The organism is Paenarthrobacter nitroguajacolicus, from assembly GCF_029952445.1.
GTDB lineage: Bacteria > Actinomycetota > Actinomycetes > Actinomycetales > Micrococcaceae > Arthrobacter > Arthrobacter nitroguajacolicus_B.
Genome location: NZ_JAQPPK010000005.1, coordinates 101,659 through 118,361 on the forward strand (window position 1 = coordinate 101,659; position 16,703 = coordinate 118,361).

At 63.0% G+C, this 16,703-nt stretch carries 13 protein-coding genes; 7 read left to right on the top strand and 6 right to left on the bottom strand.

Translation table 11 applies throughout. The features are described 5' to 3' along the window. Positions 1 to 14: 14 nt before the first annotated feature. Positions 15 to 272 (top strand): type B 50S ribosomal protein L31, encoded by a 258-nt coding sequence (locus tag PJL15_RS04990; protein ID WP_017200906.1) that lies wholly within the window; start codon positions 15 to 17, stop codon positions 270 to 272. 85 nt (positions 273 to 357) lie between these two features. Then, positions 358 to 1,458 (top strand): lipoyl protein ligase domain-containing protein, encoded by a 1,101-nt coding sequence (locus tag PJL15_RS04995; protein WP_281450103.1) that lies wholly within the window; start codon positions 358 to 360, stop codon positions 1,456 to 1,458. Between the two features lie 21 nt (positions 1,459 to 1,479). Here PJL15_RS04995 and PJL15_RS05000 read toward each other — a convergent pair whose 3' ends face one another. Next, positions 1,480 to 2,178 (bottom strand): helix-turn-helix transcriptional regulator, encoded by a 699-nt coding sequence (locus tag PJL15_RS05000; RefSeq protein ID WP_281450104.1) that lies wholly within the window; start codon positions 2,176 to 2,178, stop codon positions 1,480 to 1,482. A gap of 73 nt (positions 2,179 to 2,251) precedes the next feature. On the opposite strand from PJL15_RS05000, the gene PJL15_RS05005 reads away from it, so the two are divergent. Further along, positions 2,252 to 2,992, top strand: coding sequence for an alpha/beta fold hydrolase (locus PJL15_RS05005; RefSeq protein WP_281450105.1), 741 nt, complete (start codon positions 2,252 to 2,254; stop codon positions 2,990 to 2,992). 33 nt (positions 2,993 to 3,025) lie between these two features. Here PJL15_RS05005 and pepN read toward each other — a convergent pair whose 3' ends face one another. Then, a complete protein-coding gene (pepN, locus tag PJL15_RS05010) occupies positions 3,026 to 5,632 on the bottom strand; it encodes an aminopeptidase N (protein ID WP_281450106.1) in 2,607 nt (868 codons plus the stop codon). Between the two features lie 4 nt (positions 5,633 to 5,636). Next, positions 5,637 to 6,692 carry a YeiH family protein gene (locus PJL15_RS05015; RefSeq protein ID WP_281450107.1) on the bottom strand — a complete coding sequence of 352 codons (1,056 nt, stop codon included), beginning with the start codon at positions 6,690 to 6,692 and terminating at the stop codon, positions 5,637 to 5,639. Positions 6,693 to 6,803: 111 nt separating this feature from the next. Between PJL15_RS05015 and PJL15_RS05020 the strand changes: the two genes are divergently transcribed. Genes PJL15_RS05020 through PJL15_RS05030 form a run of 3 tightly spaced genes read left to right on the top strand, consistent with a single transcriptional unit; the run spans position 6,804 to position 10,193 of the window. Beyond that, complete coding sequence (locus PJL15_RS05020; RefSeq protein WP_281450108.1) at positions 6,804 to 8,360, top strand: circularly permuted type 2 ATP-grasp protein; 1,557 nt, start codon at positions 6,804 to 6,806, stop codon at positions 8,358 to 8,360. Between the two features lie 58 nt (positions 8,361 to 8,418). Beyond that, positions 8,419 to 9,345 carry an alpha-E domain-containing protein gene (locus tag PJL15_RS05025; RefSeq protein WP_281450109.1) on the top strand — a complete coding sequence of 309 codons (927 nt, stop codon included), beginning with the start codon at positions 8,419 to 8,421 and terminating at the stop codon, positions 9,343 to 9,345. Beyond that, positions 9,342 to 10,193, top strand: coding sequence for a transglutaminase family protein (locus tag PJL15_RS05030; protein WP_281450110.1), 852 nt, complete (start codon positions 9,342 to 9,344; stop codon positions 10,191 to 10,193). Before PJL15_RS05025 ends, PJL15_RS05030 begins: the two co-directional genes overlap by 4 nt. A gap of 74 nt (positions 10,194 to 10,267) precedes the next feature. On the opposite strand, the gene PJL15_RS05035 is transcribed toward PJL15_RS05030, so the two are convergent. Together PJL15_RS05035 and glgC are read right to left on the bottom strand one after the other, a co-directional pair. Beyond that, entirely contained in the window at positions 10,268 to 11,719 is a 1,452-nt protein-coding gene (locus tag PJL15_RS05035; RefSeq protein ID WP_281450111.1) for an SDR family NAD(P)-dependent oxidoreductase, read from the bottom strand. 54 nt (positions 11,720 to 11,773) lie between these two features. Then, positions 11,774 to 13,174, bottom strand: coding sequence for a glucose-1-phosphate adenylyltransferase (gene glgC, locus PJL15_RS05040; protein WP_281450112.1), 1,401 nt, complete (start codon positions 13,172 to 13,174; stop codon positions 11,774 to 11,776). 93 nt (positions 13,175 to 13,267) lie between these two features. Between glgC and glgA the strand changes: the two genes are divergently transcribed. Next, on the top strand, positions 13,268 to 14,464 hold the full coding sequence (gene glgA, locus PJL15_RS05045; RefSeq protein ID WP_281450113.1) for a glycogen synthase: 1,197 nt from the start codon (positions 13,268 to 13,270) through the stop codon (positions 14,462 to 14,464). Positions 14,465 to 14,589: 125 nt separating this feature from the next. Here glgA and PJL15_RS05050 read toward each other — a convergent pair whose 3' ends face one another. After that, a complete protein-coding gene (locus tag PJL15_RS05050; RefSeq protein WP_281450114.1) occupies positions 14,590 to 16,689 on the bottom strand; it encodes an acyl-CoA dehydrogenase in 2,100 nt (699 codons plus the stop codon). Positions 16,690 to 16,703: the final 14 nt, after the last annotated feature.

Genomic DNA, 16,703 nt, shown 5'->3' on the forward strand with positions numbered 1-16,703 from the left:
CAAAAGGTCCCATTATGAAGTCTGATATCCACCCGAAGTACGAAGCTGTTGTCTTCAACGACCTCGCTTCCGGTACGCAGTTCCTGACCAAGTCCACCGTGTCTTCCTCGAAGACCATCGAGTGGGAAGACGGAAACACCTACCCGGTTATCGACGTCGAAATCTCCTCGGAGTCCCACCCGTTCTACACGGGCAAGCAGCGCATCATGGACTCCGCTGGCCGCGTCGAGCGCTTCAACGCCCGCTTCAAGGGCTTCGGCGGCAAGAAGTAACCACTTCACCCCAAGGCTTTCAAAGCCCGCATTGCCGGATTTTCCGGCAATGCGGGCTTTTGCGTTTTCCGGCAAGATGGAAACCATGACTCCCCAACACTCACCCGAAGCGAAAAACGACGACGCCGGCAGCCGCCTTCACGGCGAATACAAGGTTCCGGGCGGCAAACTCGTGGTGGTGGACCTGGATGTCATGGACGGACGCTTTGCCAACGTCTCCCTCAGCGGGGACTTCTTCCTGGAGCCGGATGAGGCCCTGGAAGAGATCAATTCTGCCCTGACCGGACTTCCGGACTCATCCACGGCAGCAGAGATCGCGGCTGCCATCAACAGTGGGTTGCCTGCAGGCGCGGTGCTGTTCGGCTTCTCCGCAGAGGCGGTGGCCATTACGGTCCGCCGTGCGCTCTCCAAAGCCACCAGCTGGGCCGATCACCAGTGGGAAGTCATTCCGCCCTCGGTTCTCCCGACGCAGGTCAACGTTGCACTGGACGAGGTCCTGACGGAGGAAGTCGGTGCGGGGCTACGCAACCCGACCCTGCGTTTCTGGGACTGGGAAGAGCCATCGGTGGTCATCGGCAGTTTCCAGTCCGTGAAGAACGAAGTGGATCCTGACGGTGTCCAGCGCCATGGAATCACGGTGGTTCGCCGCATCAGCGGCGGCGGTGCCATGTTCATGGAGGCCGGAAACTGCATTACCTATTCCCTGTACTTGCCGCAGACCCTCGTAGACGGCATCAGCTTCGCCGATTCTTACGCCTTCCTGGACGCCTGGGTCATGGCCGCCCTCGAGAAAATCGGAATCACGGCCTACTACGTGCCGCTCAATGACATCGCCACGGACCAGGGGAAGATCGGCGGAGCCGCCCAAAAGCGGCTCGCCAACGGCGGCATGCTCCATCACGTCACCATGAGCTACGACATCGACGCCGACAAAATGGTCGAAGTGCTGCGGATCGGCAAAGAGAAACTGTCGGACAAAGGTACCCGCAGTGCCAAGAAACGCGTGGACCCTTTGCGCCGCCAGACCGGCATGGCCCGGGCAGCAATCCTTGAAGCCATGCAGGAGGTGTTTACCGAGAGGTACGGCGCGGTGGAGTCCAGGCTCACTAAGGCAGAACTCGAAGAAGCCAGGAATCGTGTGGACGCCAAGTTCGGCACCGGGGAATGGTTGAACCGGGTTCCCTAGCCGCTCTGGCCGTTGGGGGAGTTACCTGCCCCCATCGTGCACCGGCCTGGCACCGGCTGGGGGTTCTCCGACCTCCTCGACTGTATGGCCGCTGCAAACCATGCTTGTCACGCTGGCCCGCTCGATCCGCGCCACGGTGAACCATCGCATCGCATCGCGAAGCCGGCACCACCCCACCAAGTACCATTGGCCGTTCGTTGAGGCGAACAGGACGGGCTCAACATCGCGGGTAGTGGTGGCCCCGTCTGCCGAGGTGTAGCGGATTCGGATCACCCGCTGCCCGGACATGGCCTCTTCCAGGGCCGACTTGATGGCGCGCGAAGATGCAGCAGGCATGTTGACCCAAACACGGTGGGCCAGTTCATCGGCTCGTGCCCGGGTTGTGGGATCGAGGACATCCAGGATCTTCCTTATGCCCGCTGCTGCAAGATCGGCGTAGGGGGCATCAGGAGCAGCGGATACGGCAGCCATCAGCGCAACGGCCTGAGCGGGGGACAGGGTGATGGGTGGCAGGGACTGGCCTGCCACGAGTCCGTAGCCACCTCCCGGTCCCGGACGGGACCATATGGGAGCGCCACTGCTTTCCAAGGCATCCAGGTCCCTTTTTATGGTGCGCACGGAAACCTCAAACCCGCGGGCCAACCGTTCTGCGGAGACTCCATGTTTTCCGCTGCGGCGCAGCATCTCGGAGAGTGCCTGGAGCCTCTCGACCCTTTTCACCGTTCAAGCCGTCCATAATTCATGACATAAATAGTGACACACCCTTGTCCATGCTGCCTGCGAGGGTAGTGCCATGACAACTATTTCAAGCAGCCCGATCATCATCCTCGTCGCCGGCCACTGGCTGGGCGCCTGGGCGTGGGACGAAGTCCTTGAACATCTGGCGGCCGTGCAGATGCGGGCAATCGCAATGACCCTGCCCGGTCTCGATGCAGACGATCCCGCGCGGGCAACCAGGACACTCGACGATCAAGCCTCAGCTGTCTTGGACCTCATGGCCCAAGAAGGGGTCTCAGAACACGAGCCCGCAATCCTCGTCGCCCACAGCGGCGCCAACGCCCCCGTCAGCCTCGTCCTTGACCGTCACCCGGAGCTTGTCCAGCGGGTGGTCTGGGTGGATTCCGGACCTGTAGCGCCGGGCAGCATCTTCGCCCCGGACATTCCGGACGATGTGCAAGAGCTCCCGCTGCCGGCCCTCGACGTCGTTGCCCGGCAGGCAAGCCTCGAAGGCCTGGACACTCAGGTACTTGAGCGCTTTCAGGCCCGGGCCGTTCCCGAACCCGGGCCAGTGCTGCGGCAGCCCGTCGAGCTCAGCAACGATGCCCGACGCAAGGTCCCGACCACGATGGTGTGCTGCTCCATACCGGGTGCCCAGGTGCTGGAACTGGCACGGGCCGGCCATGCCATGTTTGCCGAGGTTGCGAACCTGGAGCGCCTGGACGTCGTCGACCTGCCGACGGGGCATTGGCCCATGTGGAGCCGTCCCGGCGACCTTGCCCAAGCCATAAAGTCAGCGGCTTCACGAAGCAACTGAGAGGGTTCGGTCCCACAGCTACTCTGTGGTGGCCTACTCCGTAACTGCCTGGGCTGTCAGTGCCCTGGCGAGGTGGCTCCGCTGCTCGATGATGATCCGTCGCAAGGCACGCGGTGCACCGGCATGGCCCCGCAGCCATTCATCCGTCCGTACGAGCACCGGATGATTCGAAGGATCCATGCCCACTTCAAGATCCTGCGCGGCAGGGAAAAGCCCGCGGACGATCCTGCCGGCAATCTCGATACTGCGCCCGGCCCAAACACGCTCCAGGCATTCGAAGTAGGGCTCAACATAGGGTGCGGTCAGGGTAGCGGGGGCCGTCGCGAAGCCCGCGATCGTTGCGCTGAGGATCTCATTGGAGAGCCCGCTGGCATTGACAGCGGCCTCCCAAGCGGCCGCCTTCACGGCAGGATCAGGGCGCGCCGCCGATGCCAGCGCGTGCCCCTCCTGGCCGGAGGCCGTCTTGTCTGCTTCGAGCTCCCGGTCCAACTCTGCCTGTGTGGCTCGCCCGTGTGCGGCCAATGCTTGCCAGAGGCTCCATCGCAGCTCAGCGTCCACGGCCAAGCCCTCAACAACTGTGGTGCCGTCAAGAATGCGGCGGAGCAGGGGGAGTTCACTGCCACCGTGCCGGGATACGTCCGCCAGCGTCCTCGCCCAGGCAAGTTGGGCATCAGATCCAGGCGCCGAAACCTGCAACTGGTGGGCTGCGACAGCCAGGAAACCACTGCGGACATTTTCCCTATCCGCCTGGGGAACGAAACGTTCAATGGCACTGGAGGCATTCCCCAGCACGTTGAGCAGGACGCCGATGCCAGATTCGGCCGGGGCGAACTGTTCGACGGCGCTCACGTAGAGTGCCGCAGGGGTGACGGCATCGCGGGCCGAGTCCCATAGGGCCGTCCAGCAGAGGGCCCGTGCCATGGGGTCCTGGATCCTGTCGAGGGAGTTCCTGACGGTGCGCTCGGAAACGGCGTCAAGCCGTACCTTGGCGTAGCTGAGATCGTCATCATTGACCAGCAGCAGGGCGGGCCGCTTCTTTCCAGCCAGCCCGACTACCAGGGTGCTGGGACCGCTAACGTCCACCTCCACGCTTTCGGACCGGAGCAAGGCGCCGCCCGCGTCGGCGTCGTACAGGCCGAGGCGCATGCGGTGGGGCCGGAGTTCCTGGTGACCGGTGAGGGGGTCAATCGCCTCCTGCTGCAGCGTCACCGCGCCCATCACGCCGTCATCTTCCACGATCTCCGCTGCGATGGTGGAGATGCCGGAGGTCTGCAACCACTGCCGTGCCCAATCACCGAGATCCCGTCCACAGGCTGCGCTGAGGGCCTTCAGGAGATCCTCCAGCGACGTATTACCGAATTCGTGGTCCCGGAAGTACTCACGCGAGCCAGCTATGAAGGCATCAAAGCCAACGTAGGCCACCAATTGCTTGAGCACCGATGCGCCCTTGGCGTAGGTGATCCCGTCGAAGTTCTGCTTGGCAGCCTCAAGGTCCGGGATGTCGGCCACGATCGGGTGCGTAGTGGGCAGTTGGTCCTGGACATAGGCCCAGGCTTTGCGCTTGCTGGCGAAGTTCACCCACGCGGTGTCCCAGTCCGTGGCGCGGTCCACGCCCAGCGTCCCCATGAAATCGGCGAAGGATTCCTTAAGCCACAGATCATCCCACCACGCCATGGTCACGAGGTCCCCGAACCACATGTGGGCCATCTCGTGCATGAGGGTATTCGCCCTCGCCTGGTACTGGGCATCGGTTGCCCGTGAGGCGTAGACATACTTTTCGGTGAAGGTTACCAACCCGGGGTTTTCCATGGCTCCCAGGTTGTATTCGGGCACGAAGGCCTGATCGTATTTGCCCCACGGGTAGGGGTAGTCGAAAAGCTCGTTGAAGAAGGCCAGGCCACTCTTGGTCAGGCTGAACAGCTCGTCGGCGTCGAACGACGACGCCAACGACGCGCGGCAGTAAAGGGCCAGCGGAACCTCAAGTCGGGTGTCGTCGTCGAGCGTTGCGCTCCAGTGGTCCGACGCTTTGAAGTAGGGTCCCGCGAGCACGGTGGTGATGTAGGTGGACATCCGTTTGGTGGTGGCAAAGTCCCAGCGCGAAACCGCGGGATCGGAGGCGACCGGCGTCCGGGAGGCTTCAACGCCGTTGGAGGCAACTTCCCAGCCGGACGGGGCGATGACGTGGAACGTGAACTCCGCTTTGAGGTCGGGCTGTTCGAAGTTGGCAAAGACGCGGCGGGCGTCGGCGGGCTCGTACTGGGTGTACAGGTAGCACTGGCCGTCCGCCGGGTCCACGAAGCGATGCATCCCTTCACCGGAGCGGCTGTAAAGAGCCGTGCCAATAACCGTGACCGTGTTCTCGGCTGCGAGTCCCTCCAGGATGATCCTGTCTTGGTCCACCACCTTCCCGACATCCAGGAGGCGTCCGTTCAACACCACGGAGTTCACGCCGCCGCTGATGAAATCAAGGAAAGTGGCGGAGCCGGCCTCGGCCGAAAAGGTGATGGTGCTGGTGCTCGGATAGCCGGTAACTGCGGGATCTGCCGCGTCCCGGACATCAAGGGTGACGTCGTAGCTGTGGGTGGTGATCAGGGCTGAACGGGTAGCGGCTTCATCGCGCGACAAATTGTGATTCGACACACGGCTATCTAATCATGATCCAGGCAGCCCCCAAGCCCAGCGTAGCGATGATCAGCCAGGACCCCAGCGCCACCAGGGCGGCCCGCCCACCCGTGTGGATCAGCGTCCTGACACGCACGGCAGAGCCCAAACCGAACAACGCCGACGCCAGGAGGAGGTCCTGTGCCACCGCAGCTGCTTCCAGGACTTCCGGAGATGCCCAACCGAGGGAACGCACCGCCACCATCGCAATGAAGCCGACCACGAAGAGCGGCACGATGGGCGGGAACTTGCCGTCGACGTCGCCCGCATTAGCCGCGCCGATGGCACGCTGCCGTACGTGTTGGACCCGCTGGTGCAGCCCGGCTGCTGCCACAATGGGCGCCAGGAGAACCACCCGGGTCAGTTTGACGACGACGGCGATCGCCAGGGCCGCAGTTCCCGCGGTTTGCGCCGTGGCCACCACTTGGCCCACGTCGTGCACGGATGCACCGGTCCAGGCTCCGAACTGCTCCGGATTGAGCTTCAACGGATGCATCAGGAGCGGCAGCACGCCAATGGCAAGCGTTCCACACAGGGTGACCAGCGCTACCGGCAGCACGGTGTCCTGGTGCTTGATGCGCCGTACGGCCGCCATGGCCCCGATGGCGGAGGCCCCGCAGATGGAAAACCCGGTAGCGATCAACAAGGAGGCATCAGCTGGCAGGCGCAGCAAGCGCGCCAAGCCATACGTTCCGGCAAAACTCACCAGGACCACGCCAGCAATCAGGAGCAACGACAACCAGCCGAGGCCCAGAACGTCCCACACACTGACCTTGAGCCCGAGCAACACAATGCCGGCACGCATCAGGTGCTTTCCCGCGAAGTCCAGGCCGGCCCGGGCGCGCCCCGCAACCACCACGGCAGTCCCCGGTATATTTGCTGAGAGCAAGCCCAAGGCAACAGCAAGCGTCATGACTGGTATGACTGAAACGACGGGTAAAACTGCGTGGATGGTGAAGGCAAGGCCAATCGCGGCGACGCTCAGGACCAACCCTGGCCCCAGCCGTGACAGCTGGGACGTGAGTCTGTTGAAGGGCATGCCTCAACCCTGCCGGATGGGGGCACGGAAGGCGAAACCGGGAGCACCCGGAAACCGCGACACAATCAGTGCGTAATGCGCTCGACTCAAAAAGGTGATTGTCTGATTCCCATGTCTGACCTATTCCAGGATTACTCCGAGGCCGCTGCGCGCAGTGGAGCCTACGACGAGATGTTTGCCCCCGGCCACGTTGCCAGAAAATCCTACGGTCAGGTCTCCGGTGCCCTCCGCGAGCTTTCCCTGGCGGATGTCACGGCCCGTGCCGACTCCATGGCACGGACCTTCCTGGACCGTGGCGTCACCTTCGACTATGCGGGGGAGGAGCGTCCCTTCCCGCTGGACATCGTCCCGCGGGTCATCCCTGCCGACGAATGGGACGTGCTGGAACGCGGCGTTGCCCAGCGGGTCAGGGCACTCGAAGCGTTCCTCAACGACGTCTACGGACGGATGGCCGTGGTGGCGGACGGCGTCATACCGCGGCAGCTCGTCACCACCAGCGCCCACTTCCACCGTGCCGTCCACGGATTCGAACCCTCAGGCGGCGTCCGTGTCCACGTTTCCGGCATCGACGTCGTCCGTGACGCTGCCGGTACGTTCCGGGTGCTCGAGGACAACGTCCGCGTCCCGTCCGGTGTCAGCTACGTCCTGGAAAACCGCAGGGCAATGGCGAAAGGTCTGCCGGAGGCCTTCGGCCAGCAACACATCAGGCCTGTTGAAGAGTACCCCCGGCGGCTTCTGTCGGCCCTGCGCAAGACCGCACCGGCCGGCGTCGACGATCCCACGGTGGTCGTCCTGACGCCGGGCGTCTTCAACAGCGCGTACTTCGAGCACACGCTCCTGGCAGGACTCATGGGCGTGGAGCTCGTGGAAGGCCGTGACCTCATTTGCCGCGGAAACCGTGTCTACATGCGGACCACTGCCGGCGAACAACGTGTGGACGTCATCTACAAACGCATCGATGACGACTTCCTGGATCCCTTGCAGTTCCGCTCGGATTCCATGCTCGGCTGCCCGGGCCTGGTCAACGCGGCCCGCGCCGGGGGAGTGACCATTGCCAACGCCGTGGGCAACGGAGTGGCCGATGACAAGCTCGTGTACAGTTACGTGCCTGACTTGATCCGGTACTACCTTCACGAAGAGCCAATCATCGCCAACGTCGACACTTTCCGCCTCGAGGAAAAGGAAGCCCGGGAACATGTCCTGGACCGCCTCGAGGAGCTGGTGGTCAAGCCCGTCGACGGTTCGGGCGGAAAGGGATTGGTCATCGGTCCCGACGCGTCCAAGGAAGAACTGGATGCCTTGCGCAAACGGGTGATTGCCGATCCCCGCGGATGGATCGCCCAGCCCGTGCTGCAGCTCTCCACCGTCCCCACGCTATCCGGAGACAAATTCGGGCCGCGGCACGTAGACCTGCGTCCATTTGCAGTCAACGACGGCGACGACGTGTGGGTCCTCCCCGGCGGCCTCACCCGTGTCGCGCTCAAGGAGGGCTCACTGATCGTGAACTCCAGCCAGGGCGGTGGCTCAAAGGACACGTGGGTTCTGGCCAACTCGCCGCAGATGCCGGCCGAGGTCATCCCGCGCCAGTCCGTCACCCTGCGTGAACAGGTTTCCGTATGGCCCGTTGAAAGCAACTGGCGCGACCGCCAAACGGAGCAGCAGCAGTGAACCCGCTCCAACCACCACTTGAACTTCGACATGCACCACGCGAAGGAGGCACAGCCGCATGCTGAGCCGTATTGCTGAGTCACTCTTTTGGATCGGCCGCTACGTAGAGCGGGCTGACGGTACCGCCCGGATCCTGGACGTGCACCTGGAGCGCCTTAACCACCTCCCCCTTGAAGAGCAGCGCAGCGTCGCCAGGGAGCTGCTTGCCGTCATGGGCGCCAAACCGCAGAGCGAGGACTTCGGCCTGCCCGAGCTTCTCCACGCACTGGCCTATGACAAGCACAGCGCTTCCTCCATTGCCGGTTCCCTCGGGGCTGCCCGCGAAAACGCGCGTCGAGCCCGGGAAACGGTGTCGCAATCCCTCTGGGAAAGCCTGAACACCACGTATTACGGCCTGAACCAGCACCGCAAGGACGTGGTGGGCACGTATCGCTTCTGCAACTGGGTACTGGAGCGGACAGCCATGGTACGCGGGCTTGCGGACACCACCGTCAGCCACGACGAAAGCTGGCTGTTCATGGTGCTGGGACGCTCGTTGGAACGTGCTGATATGACGGCCCGCATGCTGTCCACCCGCGACGTACAGTCCGCCGGGATGTCCTGGGTGAACATGCTGCGATGCGCCGGCGCCTACGAGTCCTTCATCCGGACCCGGCGGGCGGCTTTCGGTGACCAGCACGCGGCCGAATTCCTGCTCCTGGACCGTCTGTTCCCACGCTCCATCGTGTACGCGCTGCGCGACGCCGATGAGTGCCTTGCCAAGCTGGACCCGTCGGCGCAGCGCGTCGGCTTCATCAACGATGCCCGCCGCATCGTGGGCCAGGCCCGCACCTTCCTGGAGTTCCACCGCACCGATGACCTGATGTCCGAACTGCCCGAGCACATGGAACGTGTGCAAAAGGCCGTGACCCAGGCATCTGACGCGATTTCCCGTAAGTACTTCAATCAGGCTGATGAGCACGCCTGGGTGGGAGAAGTTTCATGACCCGGCTGAGCATCGTCCATAAGACGGCCTACAAGTACAACCGCCGCGTGACGTTGTCCTACAACGAGGCACGGATGACTCCGTTGACTGACGGCCAACAAGTGGTGCTGGAATCCTCCCTCAAGGTCTCGCCCAACCAGGCCTCCGTCAGCACCTACCGCGACTATTGGGGAACCCGTGTCACGGCCTTCGACATGCAGATGCCCCACGAGAGCCTCGAGGTCCTTGCCACGGCCACCGTGGAAGTGCACCGCACGGAGCGGGTGGCCGTGGAAGATGACATCGTGGGCTGGGACGTCATGGCCTCCGAAAAAGTCCAGGACGAATTCAGCGATTGGCTTCCCCAGTCACGGCTCAGCGGCCCGGGGGAGGAAGTCCTGGGCATCGTTCCCGGGATCGTTGAAGGCAAGAATCCACATGAGGCAGCGCTGGCGGTTTTCGCGTGGATGGCCGGCGAAATGACCTACATGAAGGGCTCCACCGGCGTGACGACGAACGCCGAGCAAGCGTGGTCGCAGCGTCAAGGCGTATGCCAGGACCTTGCCCACCTTGCCATCGGTGCCCTGCGCTGCAGCGGCATCCCCGCGCGCTACGTCTCCGGGTACATCCATCCCCGGTCCTCGGCCGACATCGGTGAAACTGTGGCCGGGCAATCGCACGCGTGGCTCGAATGGTGGGATGGGGAGTGGCGCAGCTGGGACCCCACCAACCACAAGCCGGCAGGTGACTACCACGTCACAGTGGCAAGGGGCCGTGACTACCGGGATGTTCCGCCGCTTAAAGGCATCCTCTCCGGTGGCGGCGGCTCGGGACTCTCCGTGTCCGTGGAGATAACCCGCCTCGCCTAGAGATATTTCGTACAGCTAAGGCCCTTAAGACGTGCTCTTAAGGGCCTTATCTGTACTCAAACTTTTGGCAGGGTTTACCAGGGCGAGGGCTTGTAGTCCTTGAGGAAGACACCGTACTGGTCTTCGCCCTTTTCGCCCATCACGATGGGGTCGTACACCCGGGCCGCTCCGTCCACCAGGTCCAAGGGAGCGTGGAAGCCCTCTTCCATGAGCCGGACTTTGGTGTAGTGCGGCCGTTCGTCGGTGATCCAGCCGGTGTCCACCGCGGTCATGAGGATGCCATCGGAGTCAAGCATCTCCTGGGCACTGGTCCGCGTCATCATGTTCAAGGCTGCCTTGGCCATGTTGGTGTGCGGGTGGCCGGGCCCTTTATAGGCACGCGAGAACTGCCCTTCCATGGCCGAGACGTTGACGATGTATTTCCGGTGCGCTGTGGAACGCTTCATGGCGTCCCGCAGCCGGCTGACCAACAGGAAGGGTGCGGTGACGTTGCAGAGCTGGACTTCGAGCATCTCCAACGGGTCCACCTCATCCACAACCTGGGTCCAGCTGTTGATCGAAGCGAGGTCGGGGACCAAGCCACCGGCGTCGATGGCAGTCCCAGACTCGATCCGCTCCAAGGAGGCCGAACCAGTGGACAGAGCCAGTGAAGTAATGGCATCGCCAGCCAGGACCGGGTGCTCGGTGACGCTGCTGGCCAGGGCCAAAGGGTGTTTGTCGTGGGCATGTCCGAACGTCACCAGCTCAGGACCTCCGTTGGCAGCTTCGAGCGCCGCCGGCAACGGCTCGTCCTCGGCATCGACCAGGGGTTTGTAGGCGTTGCCTGAACGGCGCACAGTTTGCGCGGCGTTGTTAATGATGATGTCCAACGGGCCGGCCTCATTGAGGGAATCCGTCAACGCCATGACTTGTGCCGGATCGCGAAGGTCGATTCCAACAATCCTCAAGCGGTGCAGCCACTCGCTGCTGTCCTCCATGGCGGCGAATCGTCGTGCAGCGTCTTTGGGGAAGCGCGTGGTGATGGTGGTATGCGCTCCATCCCTGAGCAGGCGCAGGGCGATGTACATGCCGATTTTCGCGCGGCCACCGGTCAGCAAGGCCCGACGACCCGTGAGGTCTGTTCGGGCGTCCCGTTTGCTGTGGCTGAAAGCTGCGCATTCGGGGCACAGCTGGTGGTAAAAGGCATCCACCTGGGTGTAGTGCTTTTTGCAGATGTAGCAGGGCCGCGAGCGGATCAGGTGCCCGGCGATCTCACCGGTAGCGGACGGAGCCAGCTTGTTGCCGCGGGTCTCGTCGTCGATCCGGTCCGGTGCCGCTGTGGCCGTCAGGGCAATAACGGCCCTGTCGGCTTCGGCGATCGAGTCGCGTTTGGTGACGCGGCGGTGGCGCTTGACGGCTTTGAACATCTTGCCGGTGGCACGCCGGACGGCAACGTAGTCCGGGTGCTCTTCGTCGTAGACGTGGATCGTGGTCAGAACCTTGAGGCAGGCCTGGATCTCTTCAGGCGTCAGATCGGTGGAGCTCATTGACCTGATTTTACAGCCTTGGGAGAGTGAGGACTGCCTCGGGCTCTGTCCGGTTCAGCTGGAAGCCGGCCCTGCCACGCGGGACTGGATCCCTGCGGCCACCTTCTCTGCGGAGTCGCGGATTTCGGGGTCGTGGTGGGTGGCAACCTTGAGGGCCTCCGGCAACGCACCGCGATGCCGGGCAGACAACTCAAGTTCGGCCTCACCGGGCTCGGGAACAACCTGGCCCTTTGCCAGGACGGTGATTCCGGATTCGGTGACCTTGTACCCACGGGCTTTATCCAGGGCGGGGTCGAGTCCGATTGCTGCGCCTGCGGGTACTTTGACGTTCTTATCCAGGATGGCCCGGTTGATGACGGCACCTTCACCGACATAAACCTTGTCCATCAAAACGGAGTCCTGGACGCGGCTGCCTGCCGCGACGTAGGCATCGTTGGAAAGCACGGAGCCCTCAACGATGCCACCGGAAATCACGACGCCGCTGGCCACGATCGAATCCAAGGCCGTACCCACGGTGTTGTTCCCGCCACGGACGAACTTTGCCGGCGGGGAAATGCTTTGGCGGGTATAAATCGGCCACTCGGAGTTGTACAGGTTGAATACCGGCACAGGGGAGATGAGGTCCATATGGGCGTCGTAGAACGAATCGATGGTACCGACGTCGCGCCAGTAGGTACGGTCACGGTCAGTGGCACCGGGAATGTCGTTCAAGGTGAAGTCATAGACGCCCGCTTCGCCTTGGTCCACGAAGTAGGGAATGATGTCCCCGCCCATGTCGTGTTTGGTGTCGAGGCGTTCAGCATCCACGTGGAGCGCTTCAACCAGGGCATCGGCGTTGAAGACGTAGTTACCCATGGAAGCCAGGAACTGCGACGGATCCGCTGCCAGCCCGGGGGTGCTGGCAGGTTTCTCCACGAAGGCGGCGATCTTTTGGGGATCGTTCTGGTCCACCTCGATGACGCCGAACTGGTTGGCCATGTTCAGCGGCTGGCGGACGGCGGCAACAGTGGCCTTGGCGCCGCTTGCGATGTGCTGCTCCACCATCTGGGAGAAGTCCATGCGGTAAACGTGGTCCGCGCCGACCACTACCACGATGTCCGGGGCGTCATCGTGGATCAGGTTCAACGACTGGTAGATGGCATTGGCGCTGCCCAGGAACCAGCTCTTGCCCACGCGCTGCTGCGCTGGTACGGAAGCCACATAACGGCCCAGCTGAGTAGACATCCGCCACGTTTCGGAGATATGCCGGTCAAGGCTGTGTGATTTGTACTGCGTAAGCACCACGATTTTCAAATATCCCGAATTCACGAGATTCGACAGTGCAAAGTCGATTAACCTGTAGCCGCCAGCAAACGGAACGGCCGGTTTGGCCCGATCCGCTGTCAGCGGCATGAGTCGGTTGCCTTCGCCGCCTGCCAATACGATTGCCAAAACTTTCTTCAACGCCATGGTCACAGCTCCCCGTACGTCTTCGTATCCCCCAAAAGTCCGATTTTCCGGACCCTTTCACACTAGAACACATACGCCGGAACGACTACGTTGGTTAGCGTGCGAATAGACATTGTGACTAAAGAATTCCCTCCGGAAATTTATGGCGGTGCCGGTGTCCACGTTGCCGAGCTCAGCCGGGTGCTGGCGAAGCACGTCGACCTTCACGTCCGGGCGTTCGGCGCGCCCCGTGACGCGGACTACCATGGGGCCACCGTGGCCTCTTACGCCACGCCCGAAGACCTCGGCGATGCCAACGCTGCCCTCCAAACTCTCGGCGTCGACCTGCGGATCGTTCCGGACATTGCGGGAGCGGACCTTGTCCACTCGCACACCTGGTACGCCAACATGGCCGGACACCTGGCTTCACTGCTTCATGGCATTCCCCATGTCCTCAGCGCCCACAGCCTGGAACCACTGCGACCGTGGAAAGCGGAGCAGCTCGGCGGCGGTTACGCGTTGTCCTCCTGGGTGGAGAAAACGGCCTATGAGGCCGCAGCCGCCATCATCGCGGTTTCGGACGGCATGCGCCAGGACATCCTCCGGAGTTACCCCAACGTTGATCCCGAAAAGGTCAAGGTAGTCCACAACGGCATTGACGTCTCCCTGTGGGAGCGCGATGAGGAAGATGATGCGATCCGGGCCCTGGGCATTGATCCTGCCAAGCCCAGCGTGGTGTTCGTAGGCCGCAACACCCGGCAAAAGGGGGTTCCGTACCTGCTGCGGGCGGCTTCGAGCCTTCCGGACGATGTCCAGTTGGTACTTTGCCTTGGCGCCGCGGACACACCGGAACTCGCTGCCGAAACAGCACGGCTCATCCAAGAACTGCAGACCAAGCGTGAGGGCGTGATCCTCATCGAAAGGATGCTCCCACGCAAGGAGCTCATCCAGGTCCTCAGCCATGCCACGGCTTTTGCCTGCCCTTCCATTTACGAGCCCTTGGGCATCGTCAACCTCGAAGCGATGGCCTGCGGCGCGGCCGTCGTCGCCAGTGCCACCGGTGGTATTCCCGAAGTGGTCCAGCATGGCGAAACGGGACTGCTGGTCCCCTTGGAGCAGGTCACCGACGGCACCGGCACTCCGCTGGATCCGGAGAAGTTCGTCAGTGATTTCGCTGCCGCCCTGAACCAGGTGGTCACGGATCCAGCCCGGGCACGTGAGATGGGCATTGCCGGCAGGCGCCGGGCCGAGGAGCATTTCTCGTGGGAGTCCATCACCGAAACCACCCTTGAGGTGTACCGCTCAGTACTGCGCTGACCTTGGGCACCGCAGGTGCCTTCCAACAGCACGCCAAACCTCGACGGCGCCGCCCCCTTTGGTGGGGACGGCGCCGTCGTGGTTTTAAGTTCCTTGATTGTTCACCGAACGGTACGGCAACCCTGCTAGCGGGACTTGGCCGCTTTCAGTGCCAGCATCGCCTTCTCATCTGCCGGAGCGCTCCCGCTGGCGCGCTGCTCGCGGAAGTACTGGCGTGCCTGGTCCTGGCGTTGCGCTTCTGCCCCAGTAGCGATCCGGGCCCGGAGGTGCTCGGGGCCGTAGCCAAAGGCATCGACGAGGTCCACAGCGTGAGGGCGTATCTTGACCAGCAGGCGGTTGATGTACGTGCCAACAGTCCGTCCGCGCTGCATGGAAAGCCGGCCGTTCATGAGGTACCAGGAGAGATGCTTTTCAATCAGGGACAGGCCGAAGAGATCACGCAACCAGGTGAGCACCCGCTTGGTTCCTTCGTCCGGGGCCTGGGCCAGGGCTTCGGTGAACGCCTCCCATTGGAGGAGCTCCGCATGCGCCTGCGCTGCTTCGATCAGTTCATGTTGGTGCTGGTTGAAGAGCGCTGCGGCCTGGTGTTGCGGGAGTTTGTTGGCGCCCTTCAAAGCCGCGCCGACCTCGGCCACCATGGACTGCACACGGTCCGCGAGCAAAGTGCGCTGGCCTTCTTCGTCGCGCAAGGCCAGGGCTGCCTTTTGAACCGAGCCGTTGTCGGCCACGAACTGGGCCACTTGGCGCAGGCCCGTTCGGTGCAGGGCAACACCGGCAGCCTGGTCCACAACGTAGCGGGCCAGCACACCAAAGTCGGCGCTGCGGAATTCCTTGGCATAGTCGGCCAGGAGCCGCTTGGCTACCAGTTGAAGCAGGACTGTATTGTCGCCTTCGAAGGTCACGTAGACATCAAGGTCCGCACGGAGGGAGGCGAAGCGGTTTTCAATCAGGAAGCCCGCGCCGCCACAAGCTTCACGGCACTCCTGGAGGGTGTCCAGGGCGTGCCAGGTGCTGAGCGGCTTGAGGGCGGCCGCCAGTGTTTCCAGGTCCTGGCGGTCGGCGTCGGTGTCGTGCGCGCCGGAGAAAACGTCGTCGAACTTCTGCAGCAACTCCTCGTGCGCAAAACTGGCCGCGTAGGTGGTGGCCAGCCGCGTGAAAAGCCGGCGTTGGTGGCGCTGGTAGTCCAGCAGCACTTCTTCATCCGTGGCAGAGGAGGCATTGAACTGCCGGCGCTCAGTGGCGTACTGGATGGCGGTCTTGAGGGCCACCTTGCTGGCGGCAACGGCGGCTCCATCCAAGGACACGCGGCCTTGGACCAAAGTGCCCAGCATGGTGAAGAAGCGGCGTCCGGGGCTGGCAATGGTGGAGGTGTACGTTCCATCCACAGCAACATCGCCATAGCGGTTCAGAAGGTTGGTGCGCGGGATCCGGACGTCCGTGAAGTGAAGGCGACCGTTGTCGATGCCGTTCAATCCGCCCTTGATGCCATCGTCTTCGCCGCCGATGCCCGGCAGAAACTCCTTGGTAGCGGGATCACGGAGCTCCACATAGAAAGCGTGGACGCCATGGTTGACGTTCTGTGTGATGAGCTGGGCGAACACCACTGCCGCCAGGCCGTCGTTGGCCGCGTTTCCGATGTAGTCCTTCCAGGCCGCGCGGAACGGGGTGTTGATGACGAACTCCTGGCTGCCGGCGTCGTAAGTGGCAGTCGTGGCGATGCTGGCGACGTCGGAACCGTGCCCGGTCTCCGTCATGGCGAAGCAACCCGGAATGTCCAGGCTCATGATCCCGGGAAGCCATTTGTCATGGTGCTCAGCGGTTCCCAGGTGCATGACGGCGGAGCCGAAAAGACCCCACTGCACGCCGGCCTTGATCTGGAGGGAGGGATCGGCGGTGACGAGTTCCTCGAAGCCGGCAATGTTCCCACCGTGATCGTCCGAGCCGCCCAGGCGCTTCGGGAACGCGCGGTGCACCGCGTTGTTGTCCACCAGGAACTTCAATTGCTCGAACACCCGGGCACGGTGCTCGGTGTGGTGCAGTCCCTCGATCTTTTGCACGGCAGGGTTGCCCGCAACTTCACGCGCTTGATGCCGGATGTGCGCCCATTTGCCCAGGAGCTGCTCGCCCAGGGCCGCAACGTCAACCACGGGTTGGACGGCGGTGGCGGCGTCGTCGCGGCCTGCCGGTTTGGTGGCCGATGAGGCCCTGTCCACTACTTCAGTCATGTTGATTCCTTCTT